Genomic DNA, 19097 nt, shown 5'->3' with positions numbered 1-19097 from the left:
GCGACCGTCGAACGGGCGCGCCCGTGCCCCCGGGGCATCGCGGTGAAGCCGGTGTCCGGGCCGGCCCCGCAGTCGCGCGGTGGCGCTGCCCGGCCGACCCGAACCGACCTCAGAAGTTGCGCAGCGGGGTCAGTCCGAGCTGGAGGCCGGAGAGACCGCGCTCGCGTCCGCCGAGCTTGGCCGCGATCTCGCCCAGTGCGATGGCGGCGAGCGATTCCGGGGCATCCAGCACGACCGGCTTGCCGGTGTCGCCGCCCTCGCGCAGCCGGGTGTCGATCGGGATCGAACCGAGCAGCGGGACCTTGGTGCCGGTGGCCGCGGACAGGCCGTCGGCGACCCGCTGCCCGCCGCCGGAGCCGAACACGTCGACCATCTCGCCGCAGTGCGGGCACGGCAGCCCGGCCATGTTCTCGATCACGCCGGCGATGGTCTGGCGCGTCTCCACCGCGATGGTGCCCGCACGCTCGGCGACCTCGGCGGCGGCCTGCTGCGGCGTGGTCACCACCAGGATCTCCGCGTTGGGGACCAACTGGGCGACCGAGATGGCGATGTCGCCGGTGCCCGGCGGGAGGTCGAGCAGCAGCACGTCCAGGTCGCCCCAGTAGACGTCGGCGAGGAACTGCTGGAGCGCGCGGTGCAACATCGGGCCGCGCCACACCACCGGGGCGTTGCCCGGGGTGAACATGCCGATCGAGATCACCTTCACGCCCTGTGCCGACGGCGGCATGATCATGTTCTCGACCTGGGTGGGCTTGCCCTCCGCGCCGAGCATGCGCGGCACCGAGTGACCGTAGATGTCCGCGTCCACGATGCCGACCTTGAGCCCCTGGGCGGCCATCGAGGCGGCCAGGTTCACGGTCACCGACGACTTGCCGACGCCGCCCTTGCCGGACGCCACGGCGTACACACGGGTGAGCGAGCCGGGCCGGGCGAACGGCACCTCGCGCTCGGCCTGGCCGCCGCGCAGGTTGCTCGCGAGCTCCTTGCGTTGTGCGTCGCTCATCACGTCGAGTTCGACGCGGACCGAGGTCACGCCGGGCAGCGCGCCGACCGCCTTCTCGACCCGGCTGATGATCGTCTCGCGCATCGGGCAGCCGCTGACGGTCAGGAAGACCCCGACCTCGACCCGCCCGTCGGCATGGATCTCGACGGATTTGACCATGCCCAATTCGGTGATGGGCCGGTGAATCTCGGGGTCCTGGACGGTCGCCAGCGCATCCTGGACGTCGTCCGCCGAGGGCAGGGTTACAGAAGCCATACCGTGAGCTTACGACGCTCACGGAAAAAGACTTTGAGAGCATCGACCTCCGAGCCGGATGGGGAGGTGGCCGCGTGACCACGGTGGCCGAGGAGACACGAGTGGCCCGGTTCCGTCGGGAACTGGGCCTGGCGTCGTTGATCGACGTGCACACGCACTTCATGCCCAAGCAGGTGCTGGACAAGGTGTGGGCCTACTTCGACGCGGCGGGTCCGCTGATCGGCCGGCCGTGGCCGATCACCTACCGGCTCGACGAGGACGAACGGGTCGCCGCGCTGCGCGCGTTCGGCGTCTCGTCGTTCACGTCGATGCTGTATCCGCACAAGCCCGAGATGGCTGCGTGGCTGAACGCGTGGGCGCGCGAATTCGCCGCGCGTACCCCGGACTGCCTGCACACGGCGACCTTCTTCGCGGAACCGGGCGCGGGGAAGTACGTGCGCGAGGCGATCGAGTCGGGTGCGGTCGTGTTCAAGGCGCATGTCCAGGTCGGTGGGTACGACCCGACCGATCCGCTGCTGGAGGACGTGTGGGGCACACTCGCGGACGCGGGGGTGCCGGTGGTCGCGCACTGCGGTTCGGGGCCGGTGCCGGGAGCGCACACCGGGCCCGAGCCCATCGCCCGGGTGCTGGCCCGACACCCGCGGCTGCGGCTGATCGTCGCGCACATGGGGATGCCGGAGTACGGCGAGTTCCTGGATCTGGCGGACCGCCACGAGGGCGTGCACCTGGACACCACGATGGCCTTCACCGACTTCGTCGAGGAGTTCACCCCGTTCCCGCCCGCCGATCGTTCCCGGCTGCGGGACGCGGCGGATCGGATCCTGTGGGGCAGCGACTTCCCCAACATCCCCTACGGCTACGCGCACGCGCTGGACGCGCTGACCCGGCTCGACCTGGGCGACGACTGGCTGCGGGCGGTCTGCCACGACAACGCGGCCCGGCTGTTCGACCGGCCGTGAGGGCTTCTCGCCCGGCGTAAACGAGTGTCGGTGCGAAAGGGCCGCCGATTACCGTGCCGCGCATGGCGACCATCACGTATGTCAGGGGAGACGCCACCACGCCGCTGGGCAAGGGCGTCAAGGTGATCGCACATGTGTGCAACGACCAGGGCGGCTGGGGCAAGGGCTTCGTGCTCGCGCTGTCCCGGCGATGGCCCGAGCCGGAGGCCGACTATCGGCGGTGGCATCGCGAGCGGGCGCACAACGATTTCGGGCTCGGCGCGGTGCGGCTGGTCCGGGTGGACACCTACCTGTGGGTGGCCAACATGATCGGCCAACACGGCATGCGGACCGGCAGCAAGGGGCCGCCGGTGCGCTACGACGCGATCGATCGGGCGCTGACCGAAGTCGGGCGCCGGGCGCTCGAACTCGAGGCCTCGGTCCACATGCCGCGAATTGGCTGTGGTCTGGCGGGGGGCAACTGGGGCAGGGTGGAGCCGCTCGTCCTCGAACGGTTGAGCGCGTGCGGTGTCCAGGTCACCGTCTACGACCACGATTGACCACGAGGCGAGGCGCCGGGTGAGTACGGGGATCACGACGAACACCGAGCCGGCGCCGCCCGCGACCGAGCCGAACCTGTGGCGCGACGCGTCCTTCTCGGCCGTGCTCGCCGGCCTGATCGCGGTGCTGGTCTCCTACTCGGGGCCGCTGGTGATCGTGCTGACCGCGGCGTCCGCGGGCGGGCTGACCCGAGAGCAGACCGGCTCGTGGGTCTGGGCGCTGTCCATCGGCAGCGGGCTGACCTGCCTGGGCCTGAGCCTGTACACCCGGATGCCGATCGTCACCGCGTGGTCCACGCCAGGCGCCGCGCTGCTGGTGACCAGCCTGGGCTCGTACTCGTATCCCGAGGCGATCGGCGCGTTCGTGGTCACCGGCGTGCTGATCACCGTGATCGGGGTGACCGGCGTGTTCGGCCGGCTGATCCGCCGGGTGCCCGCCGCGGTGGTGTCCGCGATGCTGGCCGGGATCCTGTTCTCGTTCGGCACCGGGGTGTTCACGTCGGTCAAGACCGCGCCCTGGATCGCCGGCGGTGTGCTGCTCGCCTATCTGGTCGGCAAACGGTTCCTCCCGCGCTACGCGGTACTGGCCGCGCTCGTGGTCGGGGTGGTCTGCGCGGCGGCGACCGCACGGCTGCACGTGCACATCGACGCGTTCGAGATCGCGCGCCCGGAGTGGACGACGCCGCACCTGTCGGTGCCGGCCCTGATCGGGATCGCGGTGCCGCTCCTGGTGGCCACCCTCGCGTCGCAGAACGCGCCCGGGATGGGGGTGTTGGCCGCGTCCGGCTACGCGCCGAACGACCGGGTGCTGATCGGCTCGACCGGGGCGGTGTCCACGCTGCTCGCGCCGTTCGGGTCGCACGCGATCAACCTGGCCGCGATCACCGCCGCGATCTGCACCGGCCCCGAGGCACACCACGACCCCCGCAGGCGCTACGTCGCGGGGGTCTCGTGCGGGGTCTTCTACCTGGTCGTGGGCATGTTCGGGTCGACCCTGGTGGCCTTGTTCGCGGGCCTGCCCAAGGAACTGGTCGCGGCGGTCGCGGGCGTGGCGCTGTTCGGCGCGCTGGCGAGCGGCCTCACCGGCGCGATGGCCGACGACGAGCACCGCGAGGCGGCGCTGATCACCTTCCTGGCCACCGCGTCCGGGGTCACCATCGGCGGGATCGGGTCCGCGTTCTGGGGGCTGATCGCGGGCGTCCTGGCCCACCTGGTGCTGTCCTGCGGCTGGTTCAGCCGGCCGGGTTCGCGCTCATGAGCACGCGCATGCCCTCGGCGAGATCGCGGCCCGTGGGGGCGTTCTCCGGGGCGAACATCCACTGGCTGACCACGCCCACCAGGAGCGCCTGACACAGCGCTCCGACCGTGCCGGTGAGATGCTCGTTGCCCTCCTCGGGCAGGCCCAGGAAGATCGAGGCCAGTCCGGAACGGCCGTCGTTCTGCGCTGCGGCGAGCACCTTGTGGATCTCCGGCAACTCGTCGAGATGGGCGAGGATCTCGAAGTTGGCCGCCCACATCATCCGGTGCGACTCCATCAGGTCGATCACGCGCGTCCAGATCGCCTCGAAGCGCTCCAGCGGCGCGGTCTCGCCGCCGACCGCGTCGGCCAGCGCGCCGGCCACTTCCGCGCCCCACCCCTCGATCGACTCCAGCAGCGCCTGCTGCATCAGCGCGTCCTTGGACCCGTAGTGATAGCCGATCGATCCGAGGTTGGTTCCCGACGCGGCGACGATGTCGCGCGCGGTCGTGCGCATGTAGCCCTTCTCGTACAGACAACGTTTGGCTCCGGCCAGCAGGTCTTCGCGGTGTCCCATGAAGCGATCGTAACCCCGCGTTAGACAAATGTCTTATACGAATGACTGATACGTCTGTATAAAAAACTGTCGAGTTTCGACCGCGGCCCCGGACTCAGGGGCGCTCCGGGTCCGGTGGGTGCTGCTGCCGGGTCAGGTGCGCATCGGTTACGTTGCGGCCCATCAGCCACCCGTCGGTCTCCCGACGCTCGTCCAACTCCTTGAGCATGGACTGGAGTTCCGAGCGCAGGAAGTCCCGGGTGGCGACCTCGCCGAGGGCGATCCGCAGCGCCGCGACCTCGCGGGTCAGATACTCGGTGTCCGCGATGTTGCGCTCGTTGCGGGCCCGGTCCTGCTCCAGGTTGACCCGATCCCGGTCGTCCTGCCGGTTCTGCGCGAGCAGGATCAGCGGCGCCGCGTAGGACGCCTGTAGGGACAGCGCCAGGGTCAGGAAGATGAACGGATACTCGTCGAAGCGCAGCGCCGGCGGCACGAAGATGTTCCAGGCGATCCACACGATCACCGTGGCGGTCATGTAGACCAGGAACCGGCCGGTGCCCAGGAACCGGGCGATCCGCTCGGAGAACCGACCGAACGCCTCCGGGTCGTACGCGGGCAGCAGCGGACGGCGCCCCGGGTCGCGCGGTTGATCCAGGCGCGGGCGGCGGCGCTTGTCGGCGCTCGTGCTCTCACGTGCCACGGCGGACACCCCCGTCTCCGTGTATGGCACCCTCGCGCCAGTCCTCGGGCAGCAGGTGGTCGAGCACGTCGTCGACGGTGACCGCGCCGAGCAGATGGTCGTCCTCGTCCACCACGGGCGCGGCGACCATGTTGTACGCGGCCAGGAAGCTGGTCACCTCGGCGAGCGGGGTGCCCGGCCGCAGTGGCATCAGGTCGGTGTCCAGGACCGCGCCGACCAGGGTGAACGGCGGATCGCGCAGCAGCCGCTGGAAGTGCACCGTGCCCAGGTACTTGCCGGTCGGCGTCTCGGTCGGCGGCCGGCAGACGTAGACCTGACTGGCCAGGGCCGGCGACAGGTCGGAGTTGCGCACGTGCGCGAGCGCCTCGGCGATCGTGGCACCCGGTTCGAGCACGATCGGCTCGGTGGTCATCATGCCGCCGGCGGTGTCCTCGACATAGGTGAGCAGGCGGCGCACGTCCTTTGCCTCCTCGGGCTCCATCAGGCCGAGCAGGCGTTCCGCGGTGTCCTCGGGCAGCTCGGAGATCAGGTCGGCCGCGTCGTCCGGGTCCATCGCCTCCAGCACGTCGGCCGCGCGCTCCTCCTGGAGCTGGCCCAGGATCTCGACCTGGTCGTCCTCGGGCAGTTCCTCCAGCACGTCCGCGAGCCGGTCGTCGTCCAGCGCCGCGGCCACCTCGGCGCGGCGCTTGGCGGACAGGTTGTGCAGCACGTTCGCCAGGTCGGCGGGCCGCAGCTGCTCGAACGTGGCGAGCAGGTTGGCCGCACCCTGCTGGTCCTCCGGACGCTCGAAGCCGACCACCGCGTTCCAGTCGACGGTGATCGTCTCGCCGCGCCGCCGGCGCAGCCCGGAGGTGCCGCCCTTTTGCACGAACAGCTTGGAGATCAGCCAGTCGCGACCACGCCCGAGCGCCATCGCGACGTCCAGGACGGTCACCGGCTCGTCGGTCTCGGCGAGGGCCACCCGGCGATCCAGCATCTCGGCGAGCACCAACGTCTCGCTCGGCCGCTGCTCGAAGCGGCGCATGTTGACCAGCCCCGTGGTGATCACCTCGCCGGTCTCCACGCTGGTCACCCGGGTCATCGGTACGAAGATCCGCCGGCGGGTGGCCACCTCGACGACCAGGCCGAGCACGCGCGGGGGGAGCTGGGCGGTGCGCAGCATCACCACCACGTCGCGCAGCCGACCGACGTGGTCGCCGTTGGGGTCGAACACGGCCACGCCCGCGAGGTGCGAGATGAACACCCGCCCGGATGACGCACTCATGCCGTGGTCCCTCCGTCGCCGATGTGTACGTCCGCGTTGGCCGATCCGCGCGGTCGCGCCGCGGGTGCCCCGGACGGTCAGGCTACCGGTGAAGGTGGGCACGACCACGACACCCGGTGCCCGGCTCAGTACAGTGCCGCCCGTGCGCTTGCCTCAGACGAAGACCACGATCGCCCTCCTGGCCGCCTGCGTCCTTACCGGCACGGCGTGTTCGAAGGAGGAGACCGGGCTCGGTGCGGAGTCCGCGGACTCCGTCGCCGGCAAGTCCAAGGCGGCGGCCGCGGGAGCCGGCGCCGTCCACGTGCAGGGCGTGTGGAAGATCCAGAGCCAGCAGTTCCGGATCGACCTGCGGCTCAAGCGCGACGGCGGGGTGGGCACCGTGGTCACCGCGGACAGCACCATCGAACTGCTGCGGATCGGCGAGGACCTGTTCGTGCGCGGCGACGCCCGGCTGTACCAGGGCCGGGACGGGCGTGGCGGGGCCGATGTGGAACAGTCGGCCCAGGCGCTGCGCGACAAGTTTGTCAAGGTTCCGCCCGTCGATCCCAGTTATGCCCGACTGTCCGGTTTTACCCGGATGAAGGACATGATCACCGACCTGATTCGACTCAACGGAAAACTCAAGAAGGACGGCCGGGAGAAGGTGCGCGGCGCCGAGTCGCTCAAGCTGGTGGCGGATCGAGGCCGCGGCGGCGAACTGCGGGTGGCCCTGCACGGGACCCCGTTCCCGCTCAAGTACGTCCCGTCGCCGAGTGGCGGAGAGCTGGAACTCTTCGAATACGACCAGGACTTCCCGCTGGTGCTGCCCAAGGCCGAGGACGTGGTCGACTACGGCACGCTGACCGATGGCAAGGAGACGCCGGACAAGCCCCCGGCCAAGTCCGACGGGCCGGTGCCGGGCACCGACTGAGGCGGGCGATTCCGGCTCCGGGATACCGTTTCCGGTAGGACGGCGACGCGGGCGGGCGTCGATTCAGATCAGCGAACCAACGAGACATCGAACGACGAGGGAACCCAACGGTGGATCACGTGCGGCGCGGCTTCGTGGTGGCTACGGCTGTATCGGTCACGGTGCTGGCCGCCGGGTGCAGTGCGGGACGACCCGCACACCGCTCGTGGCAGGCCCCGGTGGACGACCCGACGGCGGGCGCGCCGCTGGGCAACCAGGTGGACGGCCTGGATCCGGCGGCGATCCTGCAGCGTGCCCAGGCCGCGACGGCCGGGGCGAAATCGGTGCACGTCAAGGGCGAGTTGGTGGTCCCGGGCACGGCCGGCAAGCCGGCCAAGCCGTTCAGCGTGGACATGCGCTTCACCAGCACCGGCAGCGAGGGCCAGATCGTCGAGGACAGCACGACCGCCTACGTCACCCGGGTACAGAACCAGGTCTGGTTCCGGGGCGACGCGAAGTTCTGGTCCAGGGTCGAGGGCCCCAGCACCGAGGTGGCCAACCACGAGAAGTACGTACAGGTCCCCGCCGGCGACAAGAAGTACGACGGCATCGTGGAGAACACCTATGTCGAGCGGCTGACCAACAAGCTGATGGGCAAGCCGGGCAAGCTGGAGAAGGGCCCGGTCAAGCAGGTCAACGGGCACAAGGCGATCGCGCTGGAGAACCGGACGCCGGGCGCGGGCGGCACCATCTGGGTGGCCACCGAGGGCGCCCCGTACTTGTTGCGGATGGAGTCGGCCCCGGACGCGAGGCAGGCCGGCGCCTTCGACTTCCTCGGCTACGGCGAGCGGGTCGACGTGCACGCGCCGGATCCCAAGGACGTGGTGGACAAGGGCCTGACCCCCCAGGGCCGGCCGACCGGCGGCGCCGGCGGCAACGGCTCCTCGTCCGGCCCCGGCGGCACCTCGACGCGGCCGCCGAACGGCACGCCCTCCACCTCCGCCACGCGTCGCTCCGACATCGGCCGGATGAGCAAGCCGCCGGTGCCCAGCGGCCTCAGGAACGACCCGCTTCTGTTCTCCTGAGGCACCTGCGCGCCGCCGCGGACGGTCGCGGCGGCGACCCGGGCTCAGCCGCGTCGGCGCAGCCGGCCGATCGACAGGTTGAACGGCGACGCCCCGCGCGTCACCGCGGGTGAGCCGACCGGCACTGTGCGTCCCGCGTCCCGGGGTGCGGATCGGGCCGAGCCGGTCGGGGTGAGCCGGATCAGGTCGCACTCGCGCGCCCAGCGGGCCGGCTGCTCCTCGCCGTCCGGCGCGTTCAACCGGGCCGCGTGCAGGGCCAGGACGGCCGGCTCGTACGCCGGGTCGTCCGGCGCGACCACGGCGACCTCGGCGGTCCACCCGGGCAGCCGGCCGCCCTTGTCCTTGCTGCGCATGTCCACGAGCGCCCGCCCGGCCTCGGCCAGGCCGGGTACGAACTGCTCGACCGCACCGTCCTCGCGGGCGGCCACCAGCCACGACGAGCCGTCCAGCCACACGTGCCAGACCGGGCGGGGTGGCGTGGTGCCGACGGTGAGCCAGAGCAGGCCGGACTTCTTCGCGCCTTCTTCAAGCAGCGCGCCTTCTTCAAGCAGCGCCCCTTCCGCGCCCCGCTCGCGCGGCGCGTCCCCTCCCGGGAGTGCGTCGTTGTCCGTCATGCGCCACAGCGTCCCACAACGTACGGGCGCGGAACGTGCGCCACCTCATAGCCCGTGCGGGGTGACCCGTCGGTAACCTGACCGCACGATCCGCAGCACTGGGAGGACCAGACACATGGCCGCCACATCGCGTAGCTTGCGTTCCCGCCGTTCCTGTATGGCTGTGCCCGGCAGCAACCCGCGCTTCATCGAGAAGGCGCAGGGGCTCCCGGTCGACCAGGTGTTCCTCGACCTCGAGGACGCCTGCGCCCCGCTCGCGAAGGAGGGCGCGCGACACACCATCGTCGACGCGCTGAACACCGGCGACTGGGGGAATCGGATCCGCGTCGTGCGGGTCAACGACTGGACCACGCACTGGACCTACCGCGACGTGGTCACCGTCGTGGAGGGCGCGGGGGCCAACCTCGACGCCATCATGCTGCCGAAGGTCCAGGACGCCGGCCAGGTCAAGGCCCTGGACCTGCTGCTCACCCAGATCGAGAAGACGGTCGGCCTGGAGGTCGGCCGGATCGGCATCGAGGCGCAGATCGAGAACGCCCGCGGCCTGGTGAACGTGGACGAGATCGCCGCCGCGTCGCCGCGCGTGGAGACGATCATCTTCGGGCCGGCCGACTTCATGGCGTCGATCAACATGAAGTCGCTCGTGGTCGGCGAGCAGCCGCCGGGCTACGACACCGGCGACGCGTACCACTACATCCTGATGCGCATCCTGATGGCCGCGCGCGCCAACGACCTCCAGGCGATCGACGGTCCCTACCTCCAGATCAAGGACGTGGACGGGTTCCGTCGGGTGGCCGGCCGCTCGGCCGCGCTGGGCTTCGACGGCAAGTGGGTGCTGCACCCCGGCCAGATCGACGCCGCGAACGAGCTGTACTCGCCGACCCAGGCCGACTACGACCACGCCGAGATGATCCTCGACGCGTACGACTGGTGCACCTCGGCCGAGGGCGGGATGAAGGGTGCCGCGATGCTCGGCGACGAGATGATCGACGAGGCGTCGCGCAAGATGGCCCTGGTGATCTCGGCCAAGGGCCGCGCCGCGGGCATGCAGCGGACGCAGAAGTTCGAGGCCCCCAAGGGCTGAGGCCGACCGGCGGACCCGGCCGGACCGGGCCGGCACGCGCCGAGGGGCGGGAGGCGATCAGCGATCGCCTCCCGCCCCTCGAAGTCCCTGCGGGCGGATGTGGGCCCGGGTCAGCTCTCGGTGAGCAGACCCGTGCGCAGTGTGCCGAGTGTGCGCGAGAGCAGCCGGGAGACGTGCATCTGGGAGATGCCCAGCTGCTCGCCGATCTCGGCCTGGGTCTTGCCGCCGAAGAAGCGCAGCATCAGGATGTGCTTCTCGCGCGGCGGGAGCGCGGCGATCAGCGGCTTGAGCGACTCGCGATTGTCCACCAGTTCGATCGCGTCGTCGTCCGTGCCGAGCCGGTCCATCGGGACCGCCGCGTCGTCGCCGCCGGCACCACCGGCGGGCGCGTCCAACGAGGACGCGCTGTAGCCGTTCGAGGCGATCATGCCCTCGACGACCTCCTCGCGGGAGACGTCCAGGAAGGCCGCGAGTTCGGCGACGGTGGGCGCCCGGTCCAGCCGCTGCCCCAACTCCTCGCTCGCCTTGGCCAATCGCAGTCGCAATTCCTGGAGCCGTCGCGGCACCCGGACCGACCACGTGGTGTCCCGGAAGAAGCGCTTGATCTCGCCGAGGATGGTCGGCATCGCAAAGGTCGGGAACTCGACCTCGCGCTCGGTGTCGAAACGATCGATCGCCTTGATCAGCCCGATCGTGCCGACCTGGACGATGTCCTCCAGCGGTTCGCTGCGGGTGCGAAACCGGCCCGCGGCGAAACGCACCAGGGGCAGGTTGAGTTCGATGAGAGTGTTGCGCACGTATTGGTACTCGTGCGTGCCCTCCTCCAGCCGCTTCAGCCGCCGGAACAGCGTCCTGGACAGAGCGCGGGCGTCCGTGGCGCCCATCGACCCGATCTCGCCCGCGTCGAACTCGTGGTGGAGCCCGTACAGGTCCAGCTCTTCTGCCCCGGTGTCCATTGCCGGTGGCCGCTGCGACCCCCGGACCTGCATCTCGGCTTCGAGCTGAACTGCCATGCCTCCCCCTCGTAACGCGTTGTGAGGTCTCCCCCCTGCGCCTAACCCGGATGGGGAAGGGCAAACACGATCCACTCGAAAAACTTTGTGTGCGCCGGCCCACCCCCAACATCGAGGGGCGGTCGTCTATCGTGTGCCCGGGCCGGATTACTCGGTGGGCAAAGGGCAGCAGGAGGCTGGCATGCAGGGCGGCTTGACGGTGTCGGTGAGCACCAATGGCACCTCTGCGATCGTTACGGTCGCCGGTGAGATCGACGTGGACAGTGCCGACGCGGTGCGGGATCGCTTGTTCGAGTGTGTCGAGCAGGGCAGTACACGCCTGGTGATCGACTGTTCGGAACTCGATTTCTGTGATTCGACCGGACTGAACGCGTTCCTCGGTGCCCGCCTGCGCGCGCAGGCCGCAGGAGGAGAGGTCCACCTCGTGGGCGTTCAACCTGCCGTTGCGCGGGTATTTGAGATCACCGGTGCGGTACAGGGGTTCACTTTCCACGAGACCCTGGCAGAGGCGGTCGGAGAGTAGCTCGTGACTTCTGGTGTCCTCCAGCGGGATGCGGGCAACTATCACCGCGTAGCAGCGTGAGTGAGGTGAGCCAGTAGATGTGCGCCATGCGATCGCAGGCGTCCGGCGACGGGGGTGCCTGTTTCTCCACCCCACCGCTTCGTCAGGTGCGGAGATTGCCGTTCGAGGGCGCGACGGGGGCGGTGGCGCGGTCCAGGACGTTCATCCGCAACACGCTCCATGCGTATGGATGGTCGGGTTCCGACGACGAACAGGTGATGTTGACGTCCGACGACGTCCTGCTCGTCGCGGTCGAACTGGTCACCAACGCGTGCCTGCACGCGGGGGGTCCGGTCGAGCTGCGCGTCGTGCGGACGAGCGATCTGCTCCGGATCGAGGTGGACGACCGCAGCGAGGATCCCCCGCAGGCGCGGGCGCCGCACTCGGGGACCCGACCGGGCGGACACGGGCTGCACATCATCCGGCGGTTGACGCTGGACTGGGGCGTGGTCGTGCACCAGGGCGACGGCAAGACGGTGTGGGTGGACATGCCCGTTCCGGAAGCCATGCGCTGAGCCGGGTGCCTCGGGGGTCGTGCGTCGAGCGGGGTGTTCGGGGGTTGTGCGCCCAGCCGGGTGCCGGCCCGAACCCGGCCCGCTCGGCGGATACCCTGGAGCACATGTCTGCCTCTTCGGTTCGTGTTCGCTTCGCTCCCTCTCCCACCGGCATGTTCCACGTCGGTGGCGCTCGTTCCGCGCTGTACAACTGGGCCGTGGCGCACAAGGCCGGCGGCACGTTCGTGCTGCGGGTCGAGGACACCGACGAGGCGCGGAACCGGCCGGAGTGGACCGAGGGCATCATCAGCGCGCTCGCGGCGATCGGCATCAACGCGTCCGACCCGGCCTTCGAGGGCCCGTACTTCCAGTCGCAGAACACGACGCTGCACCGCGAGTCGGCGGTCGAGCTCTTCGAGGCGGGCCGTGCGTACTACTGCGACTGCACGCGTGAGGACCTGGAGGCCCGCACCGGCTCCAAGCACCTGGGCTACGACGGCTTCTGCCGGGACCGCGGCCTGGCCGCGGGCGACGGGCGCGCGCTGCGCTTTCGTACGCCGGACGAGGGCGTCACGGTGGTGGCCGACCTGGTGCGCGGCGACACCGAGTTCCCGAACGCCTCGCTGGAGGACTTCGTGGTGGCCCGGGGCAACGGCTCGGCGGTGTTCCTGCTGGCGAACGTGGTCGACGACGTCGACCAGCGGATCACCATCGTGATTCGCGGCGAGGAACACCTGTCCAACGCGGCCAAGCAGCAGTTGTTGTGGGAGGCGCTCGGCGCGACCCCGCCGCAGTGGGCGCACCTGCCGGTGATCGTGAACGAGAAGCGGCAGAAGTTGTCCAAGCGCCGGGACAAGGTTGCCCTGGAGTCCTACCTGGACGAGGGCTACCTGCCCGAGGCTCTGGTGAACTACCTCTTCCTGCTCGGCTGGGGTCCCAAGGACGACATCGAGATCCGGCCCTACACGGAGCTGGAGCAACTCTTCGACCTGCGGGACGTGAACAAGTCGTCCGCGTTCTTCGACGTGAAGAAGCTCTCCTCGTTCAACGCCGACTACATTCGCGCGCTCGACGCGGACGCGTTCGTGCGGGCCTGCGAACCGTGGGTGCTCGGGTCGAAGGCGCCGTGGGCGAAGGAGGCGTACGACCCGGCCGTGTTCGCCGAGGTCGCGCCGCTCGTGCAGACCCGGATCACGGTGCTCGACGAGGTCCCGATGTACGTGGACTTCCTGTTCCTGGACAGGCCCGCCGAGGACGAGGCGGCCTGGGCCAAGGCGATGAAGCCGGGTGCCGCGGACGTACTGGCCAGTGCGCGCACGGAGCTCGTGGGCGCCGAGTGGAACGTGGGCGCGCTCAAGGCCGCGGTCGAGGCCGCAGGCGCCGCGCACGGCCTGAAGCTGTCCAAGTCGCAGGCCCCGGTGCGGGTCGCGGTGACCGGCCGCACGATCGGCCTGCCCCTGTTCGAGTCGCTCCAGGTGCTCGGCCGCGACCGGGTGCTGGCCCGCATCGACGCGGCACTGGAGCGGTTGGCGACGGCTGAGTAGTACTCGCCGGACCCGAACGAGGACGCGTCCGAACGAGACGGGCCCGCACACCGGCAATCGGTGTGCGGGCCCGCCGTGTTGCCGGGTGTTGCCGCGTCAGCTGATCGAGAGGGTCAGTGTGGCGCTGTAGGTGCCGGGCTTTTGATATGCGGGCAACGCCACCGTGATCGCGGCGCCGGCGGTGAAGGTGCCGCCCGTGCGTGGTGCCGGCGGGGCGGAGGCGAGCGTCGAGCCGCCGGCGATTCGGCCGGGAGTGCCCGGCGCGGCGGTGCTCGGAGAAGCCGGATCGGCCTGGACCGAGGGCTTCCAGATGAATCGGTCGGCCGGAATCCGGCCGCCCTCGGGCGAGGTGAAGTCGGAGATGTCCGCGGTCAGCGCCCAACCGAGCGAGCCACCGCGCACGTCGGTGACGGTGACGGGATTCAGGGCGCCGGTCATGGACTGCGCGGTGCCGTCGAGGGTGATGTCGGAAAGCTTTATCGCGCTTGCTTGTTGATGGAGGGTCAGGCCACCGGGGTGGACCGAGCCGGTGATTTGCGTGCCGCCCGTCTGCGGCGAACCCTCGCGCATGAGCGTGAGTTCCCGACTCGCGCCGGACGCGCCCACGGAGACGAGCAGGAACACGGTATGGCCCGGCGGCGGCAGGGGGACGGAACGGGGGGCCTCGGAGAGCGTCACGGAACCTGTCAGCCGCCCCGCTCGGGCACTGCCGGTGGCGGAGCTCGCCCACTCGGGAGGACAGCCGCCGGTAGGTGTTCCGCATACCTGGACCCTTGCCTCGCCCTCCGGCCAGCCCTCGCCGGTGAACTCGATGCGATCACCCGGGACCACGTGGGTCGGGGTGGCACTCAGGGTTGGTCCGGGTCCGATCTCCAGGGTGCGGGAGACCGCCGGCGGTGTGGTGGGGGCACACTGGACCATGGGCACGGTGGAGAGCCCCTCGGTCAGCGAATAGGCGCCGGGAGTCAGCGTGATCGGTCCGCTCGCGGGGAGCCGGAGCGTGCCCTGGAGGTCCCACAGATCGACGGTCGCTTCCGGTCCGGCGGGCTGGGGACGTGGTTGGCCGTATGCGGTGAACGTGGTCGACCGGGTTCCGCCGACCCGTACTTCGGCGATGGCGCGCAACGTGGCGGCACGCGGTGGGACGGGGATCGACGGGCGAGTCCGCCAATGCCATGTCACGGTGACCTGTTCGCCGGCACTGTAGACGGCCTTCTCCGGGAAGACGGTCAGGTCGACCTTGATTTCGTCGGTTGCCCATGGTGGAGAGGACGGACCGACGAGGTGACAACGCTCCGGGAACGCCACCTCCGCCGCCGTCGCCGGGCCGGACGCTGCCACGAGGCCGGTGGTCGCGACGATGATCACCGTTGCGCAACCCGCCGTGACGCGACGGGTGATGTGCCTGATTCGGCGCACGAATCTCCTTGCCGGGGTTCGGAGTTGACAGCCACGGACAGCTCGCGACGGGCATCGGGCGAGCAACCCGAGGGGATGGACACCGTCGCGGTGCTTGGCAGGATCAATGATTACGGACCGCAGCCTCGAACGCACGCGGATTCGGACGCCGATTCGTGGGCGGAGCAGGGTTGTCGGCGGTGCGCCGACCGGGTTTGGGACCTTCGCGCGCAAAGGGTGCGGCCCCGCGACTGTCGTCGCGGGGCCGCACCGGGTTTTCGTACTGGGGATGTTGCCGCGTCAGCTGATCGAGAGGGTCAGCGTGGCGCTGTAGGTGCCGACCGCCTGATACGCCGGAACGGCGAGCGAGAGGTCCGCGTCGGCGGCGAAGGTGCCGCCGGCGCCGGCGGTGTTCGGAGCGGACGCCAGGGTGGCGCCGGAGCCGATCGGGCCGGCGCTACCGGGCACCGCGACGCTGGGTGAGCCCGGGCCTGCGGCGACCTTGGGCGTCCAGGTGAACCTGTTGCCGCCGATCGTGCCGCCCCGGCCGTTGGTGAAGTCGGACACCGAGCCGGTGAGGGTCCACCCGGTGTTGCCGCTGCGGAAGTCCTTCACGGTGACGGTGTTCAGCGCGCCGGTCATGTTCTGCGCTTGGCCGTTGATCGTGATGTCCGACAGCTTGATGGCGCCGGCTTCCTGGGAGATGGTCAGGCCGCCGGCCGCTACGTTGCCGGTCACCGTCCGGTCCAGGTCGCCGCCGGGGACGGTGACGCGGAACGGGGTGATGGTCGCGGTCGTTTCGTCCGTGCCCTCGGTCACGCGGATCGCCGCGATCGACGGGTCGCTCGCGACGAAGTCGGGGATGACCACGGTGCCGTCGGGTCCCGAGTCGGCGTACGCCATGGTCTCGTCCAACACGTAGCCCGTCGCGGTTTGGCCGCGCGCGATGACCGTGAGGTTCGGGGTGAAGTTCTTCCCGGTGATCTTGACCGTGGTGCCCACGGGACCACTGTCCGGGTCGAGGGTGAGCAGGCGCGCCGTGGCGTTGATCCTGATCGGGGCGAGCGCCTCGGCGGCGCCGACCTTGACCTTGATCCGGTAGTCGCCCGCGGGCACCGTGGCGACCGTGTCGATGTTGCCGGTGAGCGCGCCGTCGGCCACCGCGAGGGTGTTGCCGGGGGCGATCCTGGCCGCGTCGCACGCCGCGCCCAAGGCGTCGCACAGTTCGACCGTGGGGTTGCCGGCCGGCCAGTGCGCACCGGTCAGCGCGATCGGCGCGCCGGCGTCGGCCTCGGCCGGCGCGGTCAGCGTGGCCGGCTCCTGCGAGGTGCCTTCGACCTTGATGGTGCGCGAGACCGGGACCGGGGTCACGGGCGTGCACTTGGTCTCGACGTCGAAGCCCAGCGCGTGCGTCCACGTCGAGTAGTCGCCCGGCGTCAGTTTGACGTCCCCGGCGGTGCTCAGGGTGAACCTGCCCTCGCCATTGCCGAGAATCAGCGGTTGGCTCGGCAGGGTCTCCGGGTTGTCGGCGGCACCCTGGACCGGGACGGTGCCGGTCTGGGCGCCGCTCAGGTTGATCGCGCCCTTCAGATAGGTCGAATTCGCGGGCACCTTCCCGACGACCGGGATCTCGGCCGGAGCCAGCGGATAGACGACCCACTTCCAGGTGACCGAGACTTCTTCGCCCACGGCGTACGTGGCCTTCTCGGGAGTGACCACCGTGTCCACCTGGATGTGGCCGTCCGGCGGATTCGAGAACGGGTTGGTGCAGTGGGTCGAGTAATCCACCGGTGCCGCCTGCGCGGACGGGGTGAGGACCACGAGACCGCCGGTCGCCGCGACGGCGGCCACGGCTGTCGAGGCGATCAGCCTGCGGGACGAGATTCTTCGCATTCGGGACACTGTTCTCCTCGCCGGGATGGAGTCGACAATGCGTTCGTTCGGCGCCGTATTCGGTCGGTAATCGCCGATAGCGTCGATGCGTCGGGAAAAGAAAAGTGGGGCCGCATATCCGGAGGGATATGCGGCCCGCCTTGTCGATTCGTCAGCGGTGGTTCGGATTGCCCGGATCAGGTCAGGGGGTGACGGTCCACGGGGTCGACGCCTTGCGGTCGGGGTGGAAGGTCTCCGACGCGACGATGCCGGTGTTGTCGCCGCGCGTCATCCAGATCCAGATGCAGAAGTCACCGTTCGGCAGCGCCCACGCGCCGGCCCAGTCGCTCGTCTTGCCGCCCGAGGCGTTGAGGCCGTTCACGTTGATCCAGACCGAGGAGCCGAAGCCGTGGCCCGAGACCTTGACCCACGAGCCCGCCGAGCCCGAGGTCTTGTCCAGCTCGATCCAGCGGCGCTGGACCGAGAGCGGCGTGGACGCGGTGCCGGTGCCGTCGGTCAGCTTGAGGACGTACTGGCCGTCCGCGATGCCCGAGGAGGACAGCTTGACGGTGCCGTTCAGGTTGCCGTTCGCGTCGGCCGCACCCGGACCCTGGGCGATCTGCGCCGAGGAGCAGGTGGCGCCGTTCGGGGTGCACAGCTGGGCGGTGACGGTCGCGTTCGGCGTCCAGTGCGCACCGGTCACCGTGACGCTGCCACCGGGGTGGCTGGTGGTCGGCGAAGCGGACACCGTCGGCGGGTCGGTGGCGACGGTGAACGGCGCGGAGGCGAAGTTGTCGCCACCCCAGGCGCCGGTCCAGGCGAGGACCGCGGAGGCCGTGTCGAAGTAGATCGGGATGGTGCCGGTGAAGGTGCCGTCCGGGGTGCTGGTGGCGTAGTACGACTCGTCCGGAACGCCGCCGGTGTCGGTGAGCGCGTAGGAAACGGTCGCGTTGGCGGGGAAGTTCTTGCCCGACACGGTGACCTCGGTGCCGACCGGGCCGCGGTTCGGGGTGATCGAGATCTGCAACGGGCCGCTCGGAACGTACTTCTTGACGGTGATCGGGGCGGTCGCCTCCTTCGTACCGTCCAACACCTTGATCCGGTAGCTGCCGTCGGCGGTGGTGCCCGCGAGGGTCGCGGTGCCGCTCAGGTTGCCGGCTGCGTCGATGACCAGGGACTTGGCCGTGAAGCCGCCGGGGTTGCAACCGCCACCGGAGGAGTCGCACAGCTGTACGTTGGCCGTCGCGTTGGGCGTCCAGACGGCGCCCGACAGCGGTACGGCGGTGCCCGGGCGCACGTCGGTGGTCGGCGCGTCCAGCGTGGCCGGCGTGCCGGGGCCGCCGGTCACGGTGATGCTGCCGACGGCGCCGCCGCCGGAGGTGATGTCACAGGGTGTCTCGTAGTTGGAGCCGAGCACCTTCGTGTACGTCAGCGTGCGGATCGGGCTGAAGGTGACCGGGCCGGCCGCGTTCGTCGGCACCACGAACGTGCCCGAGTACGGCGGAGTCTGGATCGGCGTGTTCGCCTGCACCGGGATCTGGAGCAGCGGTCCGACGATCGTCACCGTGCCGGTGGCACCACCGGACATCGCCAGGTCGATGGTGGGCGTGGTCGGTACCGTCAGGGAGAGCGGGCTGGTCGCCGGGCTCGGTCCCAGGGTCACCTTCGCGGTTACGGTCGCGCCGGGAGCGGCGACGGCCGGGGTGAAGGTGACGTCCATCGCCTGCACGCCGGTGGCCGTGCCCTGACCGGCGGGCAGACTGCACTTCACCGTGGGATTGATCTGCGTGGCCGAGGCGGACGGAGCGAGTGCCGCCAGGCCGGTGATCGCCAATGCCGTCCCGGCGAACGCGGCGGTCAGCCGGCGTCCGGTCCTCGTCGCAGTGGTGGATCTGCGCGCTACGCGCATGTGGTTCCTCCATGGTCGGGGGTGCGATCGCCAGGGGAAGGGCGATCGCGGCGCGGAAGAAAACCGCCATAAAGGACCGTGGCGGCATGGGTCAAGCAAGTCGAGAGTTCAGAGAGAATT

18 protein-coding genes are annotated in these 19097 nt (G+C 70.2%); 9 read left to right on the top strand and 9 right to left on the bottom strand.

All coding sequences use genetic code 11. The features are described 5' to 3' along the window. Positions 1–109 precede the first annotated feature (109 nt). Positions 110–1243 (bottom strand): Mrp/NBP35 family ATP-binding protein, encoded by a 1134-nt coding sequence (locus tag ABZS54_RS18450; protein WP_355536571.1) that lies wholly within the window; start codon positions 1241–1243, stop codon positions 110–112. A 98-nt stretch (positions 1244–1341) separates the two neighbouring features. On the opposite strand from ABZS54_RS18450, the gene ABZS54_RS18445 reads away from it, so the two are divergent. From ABZS54_RS18445 to ABZS54_RS18435, 3 genes are all read left to right on the top strand, one after another. Beyond that, positions 1342–2217 carry an amidohydrolase family protein gene (locus tag ABZS54_RS18445; protein WP_355536568.1) on the top strand — a complete coding sequence of 292 codons (876 nt, stop codon included), beginning with the start codon at positions 1342–1344 and terminating at the stop codon, positions 2215–2217. Between the two features lie 62 nt (positions 2218–2279). Beyond that, positions 2280–2756 carry a macro domain-containing protein gene (locus tag ABZS54_RS18440; RefSeq protein WP_355536559.1) on the top strand — a complete coding sequence of 159 codons (477 nt, stop codon included), beginning with the start codon at positions 2280–2282 and terminating at the stop codon, positions 2754–2756. 19 nt (positions 2757–2775) lie between these two features. Beyond that, positions 2776–4014 carry a benzoate/H(+) symporter BenE family transporter gene (locus tag ABZS54_RS18435; RefSeq protein ID WP_355536556.1) on the top strand — a complete coding sequence of 413 codons (1239 nt, stop codon included), beginning with the start codon at positions 2776–2778 and terminating at the stop codon, positions 4012–4014. Here ABZS54_RS18435 and ABZS54_RS18430 read toward each other — a convergent pair. The 3 genes from ABZS54_RS18430 to ABZS54_RS18420 form a co-directional block, all read right to left on the bottom strand. Continuing rightward, positions 3989–4570, bottom strand: a complete 582-nt coding sequence (locus tag ABZS54_RS18430; RefSeq protein ID WP_355536553.1) for a TetR/AcrR family transcriptional regulator — start codon at positions 4568–4570, stop codon at positions 3989–3991. The genes ABZS54_RS18435 and ABZS54_RS18430 overlap by 26 nt on opposite strands. 94 nt (positions 4571–4664) lie before the next feature. Next, a complete protein-coding gene (locus ABZS54_RS18425; protein WP_355536550.1) occupies positions 4665–5249 on the bottom strand; it encodes a DUF1003 domain-containing protein in 585 nt (194 codons plus the stop codon). Then, on the bottom strand, positions 5239–6513 hold the full coding sequence (locus ABZS54_RS18420; RefSeq protein WP_355536547.1) for a CBS domain-containing protein: 1275 nt from the start codon (positions 6511–6513) through the stop codon (positions 5239–5241). Before ABZS54_RS18420 ends, ABZS54_RS18425 begins: the two co-directional genes overlap by 11 nt. 142 nt (positions 6514–6655) lie before the next feature. Here ABZS54_RS18420 and ABZS54_RS18415 point away from each other — a divergent pair, with 142 nt between their 5' ends. Both ABZS54_RS18415 and ABZS54_RS18410 read left to right on the top strand, forming a co-directional pair. Next, on the top strand, positions 6656–7423 hold the full coding sequence (locus ABZS54_RS18415) for a hypothetical protein (protein WP_355536544.1): 768 nt from the start codon (positions 6656–6658) through the stop codon (positions 7421–7423). A gap of 110 nt (positions 7424–7533) precedes the next feature. Next, positions 7534–8487, top strand: coding sequence for a hypothetical protein (locus ABZS54_RS18410; RefSeq protein WP_355536541.1), 954 nt, complete (start codon positions 7534–7536; stop codon positions 8485–8487). Between the two features lie 44 nt (positions 8488–8531). On the opposite strand, the gene ABZS54_RS18405 is transcribed toward ABZS54_RS18410, so the two are convergent. After that, positions 8532–9101 carry a hypothetical protein gene (locus ABZS54_RS18405; protein WP_355536538.1) on the bottom strand — a complete coding sequence of 190 codons (570 nt, stop codon included), beginning with the start codon at positions 9099–9101 and terminating at the stop codon, positions 8532–8534. Between the two features lie 115 nt (positions 9102–9216). Here ABZS54_RS18405 and ABZS54_RS18400 point away from each other — a divergent pair, with 115 nt between their 5' ends. Further along, a complete protein-coding gene (locus ABZS54_RS18400; protein WP_026219475.1) occupies positions 9217–10185 on the top strand; it encodes a CoA ester lyase in 969 nt (322 codons plus the stop codon). Between the two features lie 110 nt (positions 10186–10295). On the opposite strand, the gene ABZS54_RS18395 is transcribed toward ABZS54_RS18400, so the two are convergent. Further along, positions 10296–11141: an RNA polymerase sigma factor SigF gene (locus ABZS54_RS18395; protein ID WP_355536565.1), complete on the bottom strand. Its 846-nt coding sequence runs from the start codon at positions 11139–11141 to the stop codon at positions 10296–10298. 238 nt (positions 11142–11379) lie between these two features. Here ABZS54_RS18395 and ABZS54_RS18390 point away from each other — a divergent pair, with 238 nt between their 5' ends. From ABZS54_RS18390 to gltX, 3 genes are all read left to right on the top strand, one after another. Then, entirely contained in the window at positions 11380–11721 is a 342-nt protein-coding gene (locus ABZS54_RS18390) for an STAS domain-containing protein (RefSeq protein WP_355536535.1), read from the top strand. A gap of 77 nt (positions 11722–11798) precedes the next feature. Beyond that, positions 11799–12275 (top strand): ATP-binding protein, encoded by a 477-nt coding sequence (locus ABZS54_RS18385; protein ID WP_355536532.1) that lies wholly within the window; start codon positions 11799–11801, stop codon positions 12273–12275. A gap of 152 nt (positions 12276–12427) precedes the next feature. Then, positions 12428–13798 (top strand): glutamate--tRNA ligase, encoded by a 1371-nt coding sequence (gene gltX / locus ABZS54_RS18380; protein WP_355536562.1) that lies wholly within the window; start codon positions 12428–12430, stop codon positions 13796–13798. A gap of 96 nt (positions 13799–13894) precedes the next feature. Here the strand turns inward: gltX and ABZS54_RS18375 are convergent, their stop codons facing one another. The 3 genes from ABZS54_RS18375 to ABZS54_RS18365 form a co-directional block, all read right to left on the bottom strand. Continuing rightward, positions 13895–15217: a hypothetical protein gene (locus tag ABZS54_RS18375; protein ID WP_355536529.1), complete on the bottom strand. Its 1323-nt coding sequence runs from the start codon at positions 15215–15217 to the stop codon at positions 13895–13897. Positions 15218–15496: 279 nt separating this feature from the next. Further along, on the bottom strand, positions 15497–17089 hold the full coding sequence (locus tag ABZS54_RS18370) for a hypothetical protein (RefSeq protein ID WP_355536526.1): 1593 nt from the start codon (positions 17087–17089) through the stop codon (positions 15497–15499). 181 nt (positions 17090–17270) lie between these two features. Continuing rightward, positions 17271–18977, bottom strand: coding sequence for a hypothetical protein (locus ABZS54_RS18365; RefSeq protein WP_355536523.1), 1707 nt, complete (start codon positions 18975–18977; stop codon positions 17271–17273). Positions 18978–19097: the final 120 nt, after the last annotated feature.

Source organism: Embleya sp. NPDC005575, assembly GCF_040605455.1.
GTDB lineage: Bacteria > Actinomycetota > Actinomycetes > Streptomycetales > Streptomycetaceae > Embleya.
The sequence above is the reverse complement of the archived record's forward strand: the minus strand, read 5'-3'. Positions and strand labels throughout refer to the sequence as shown.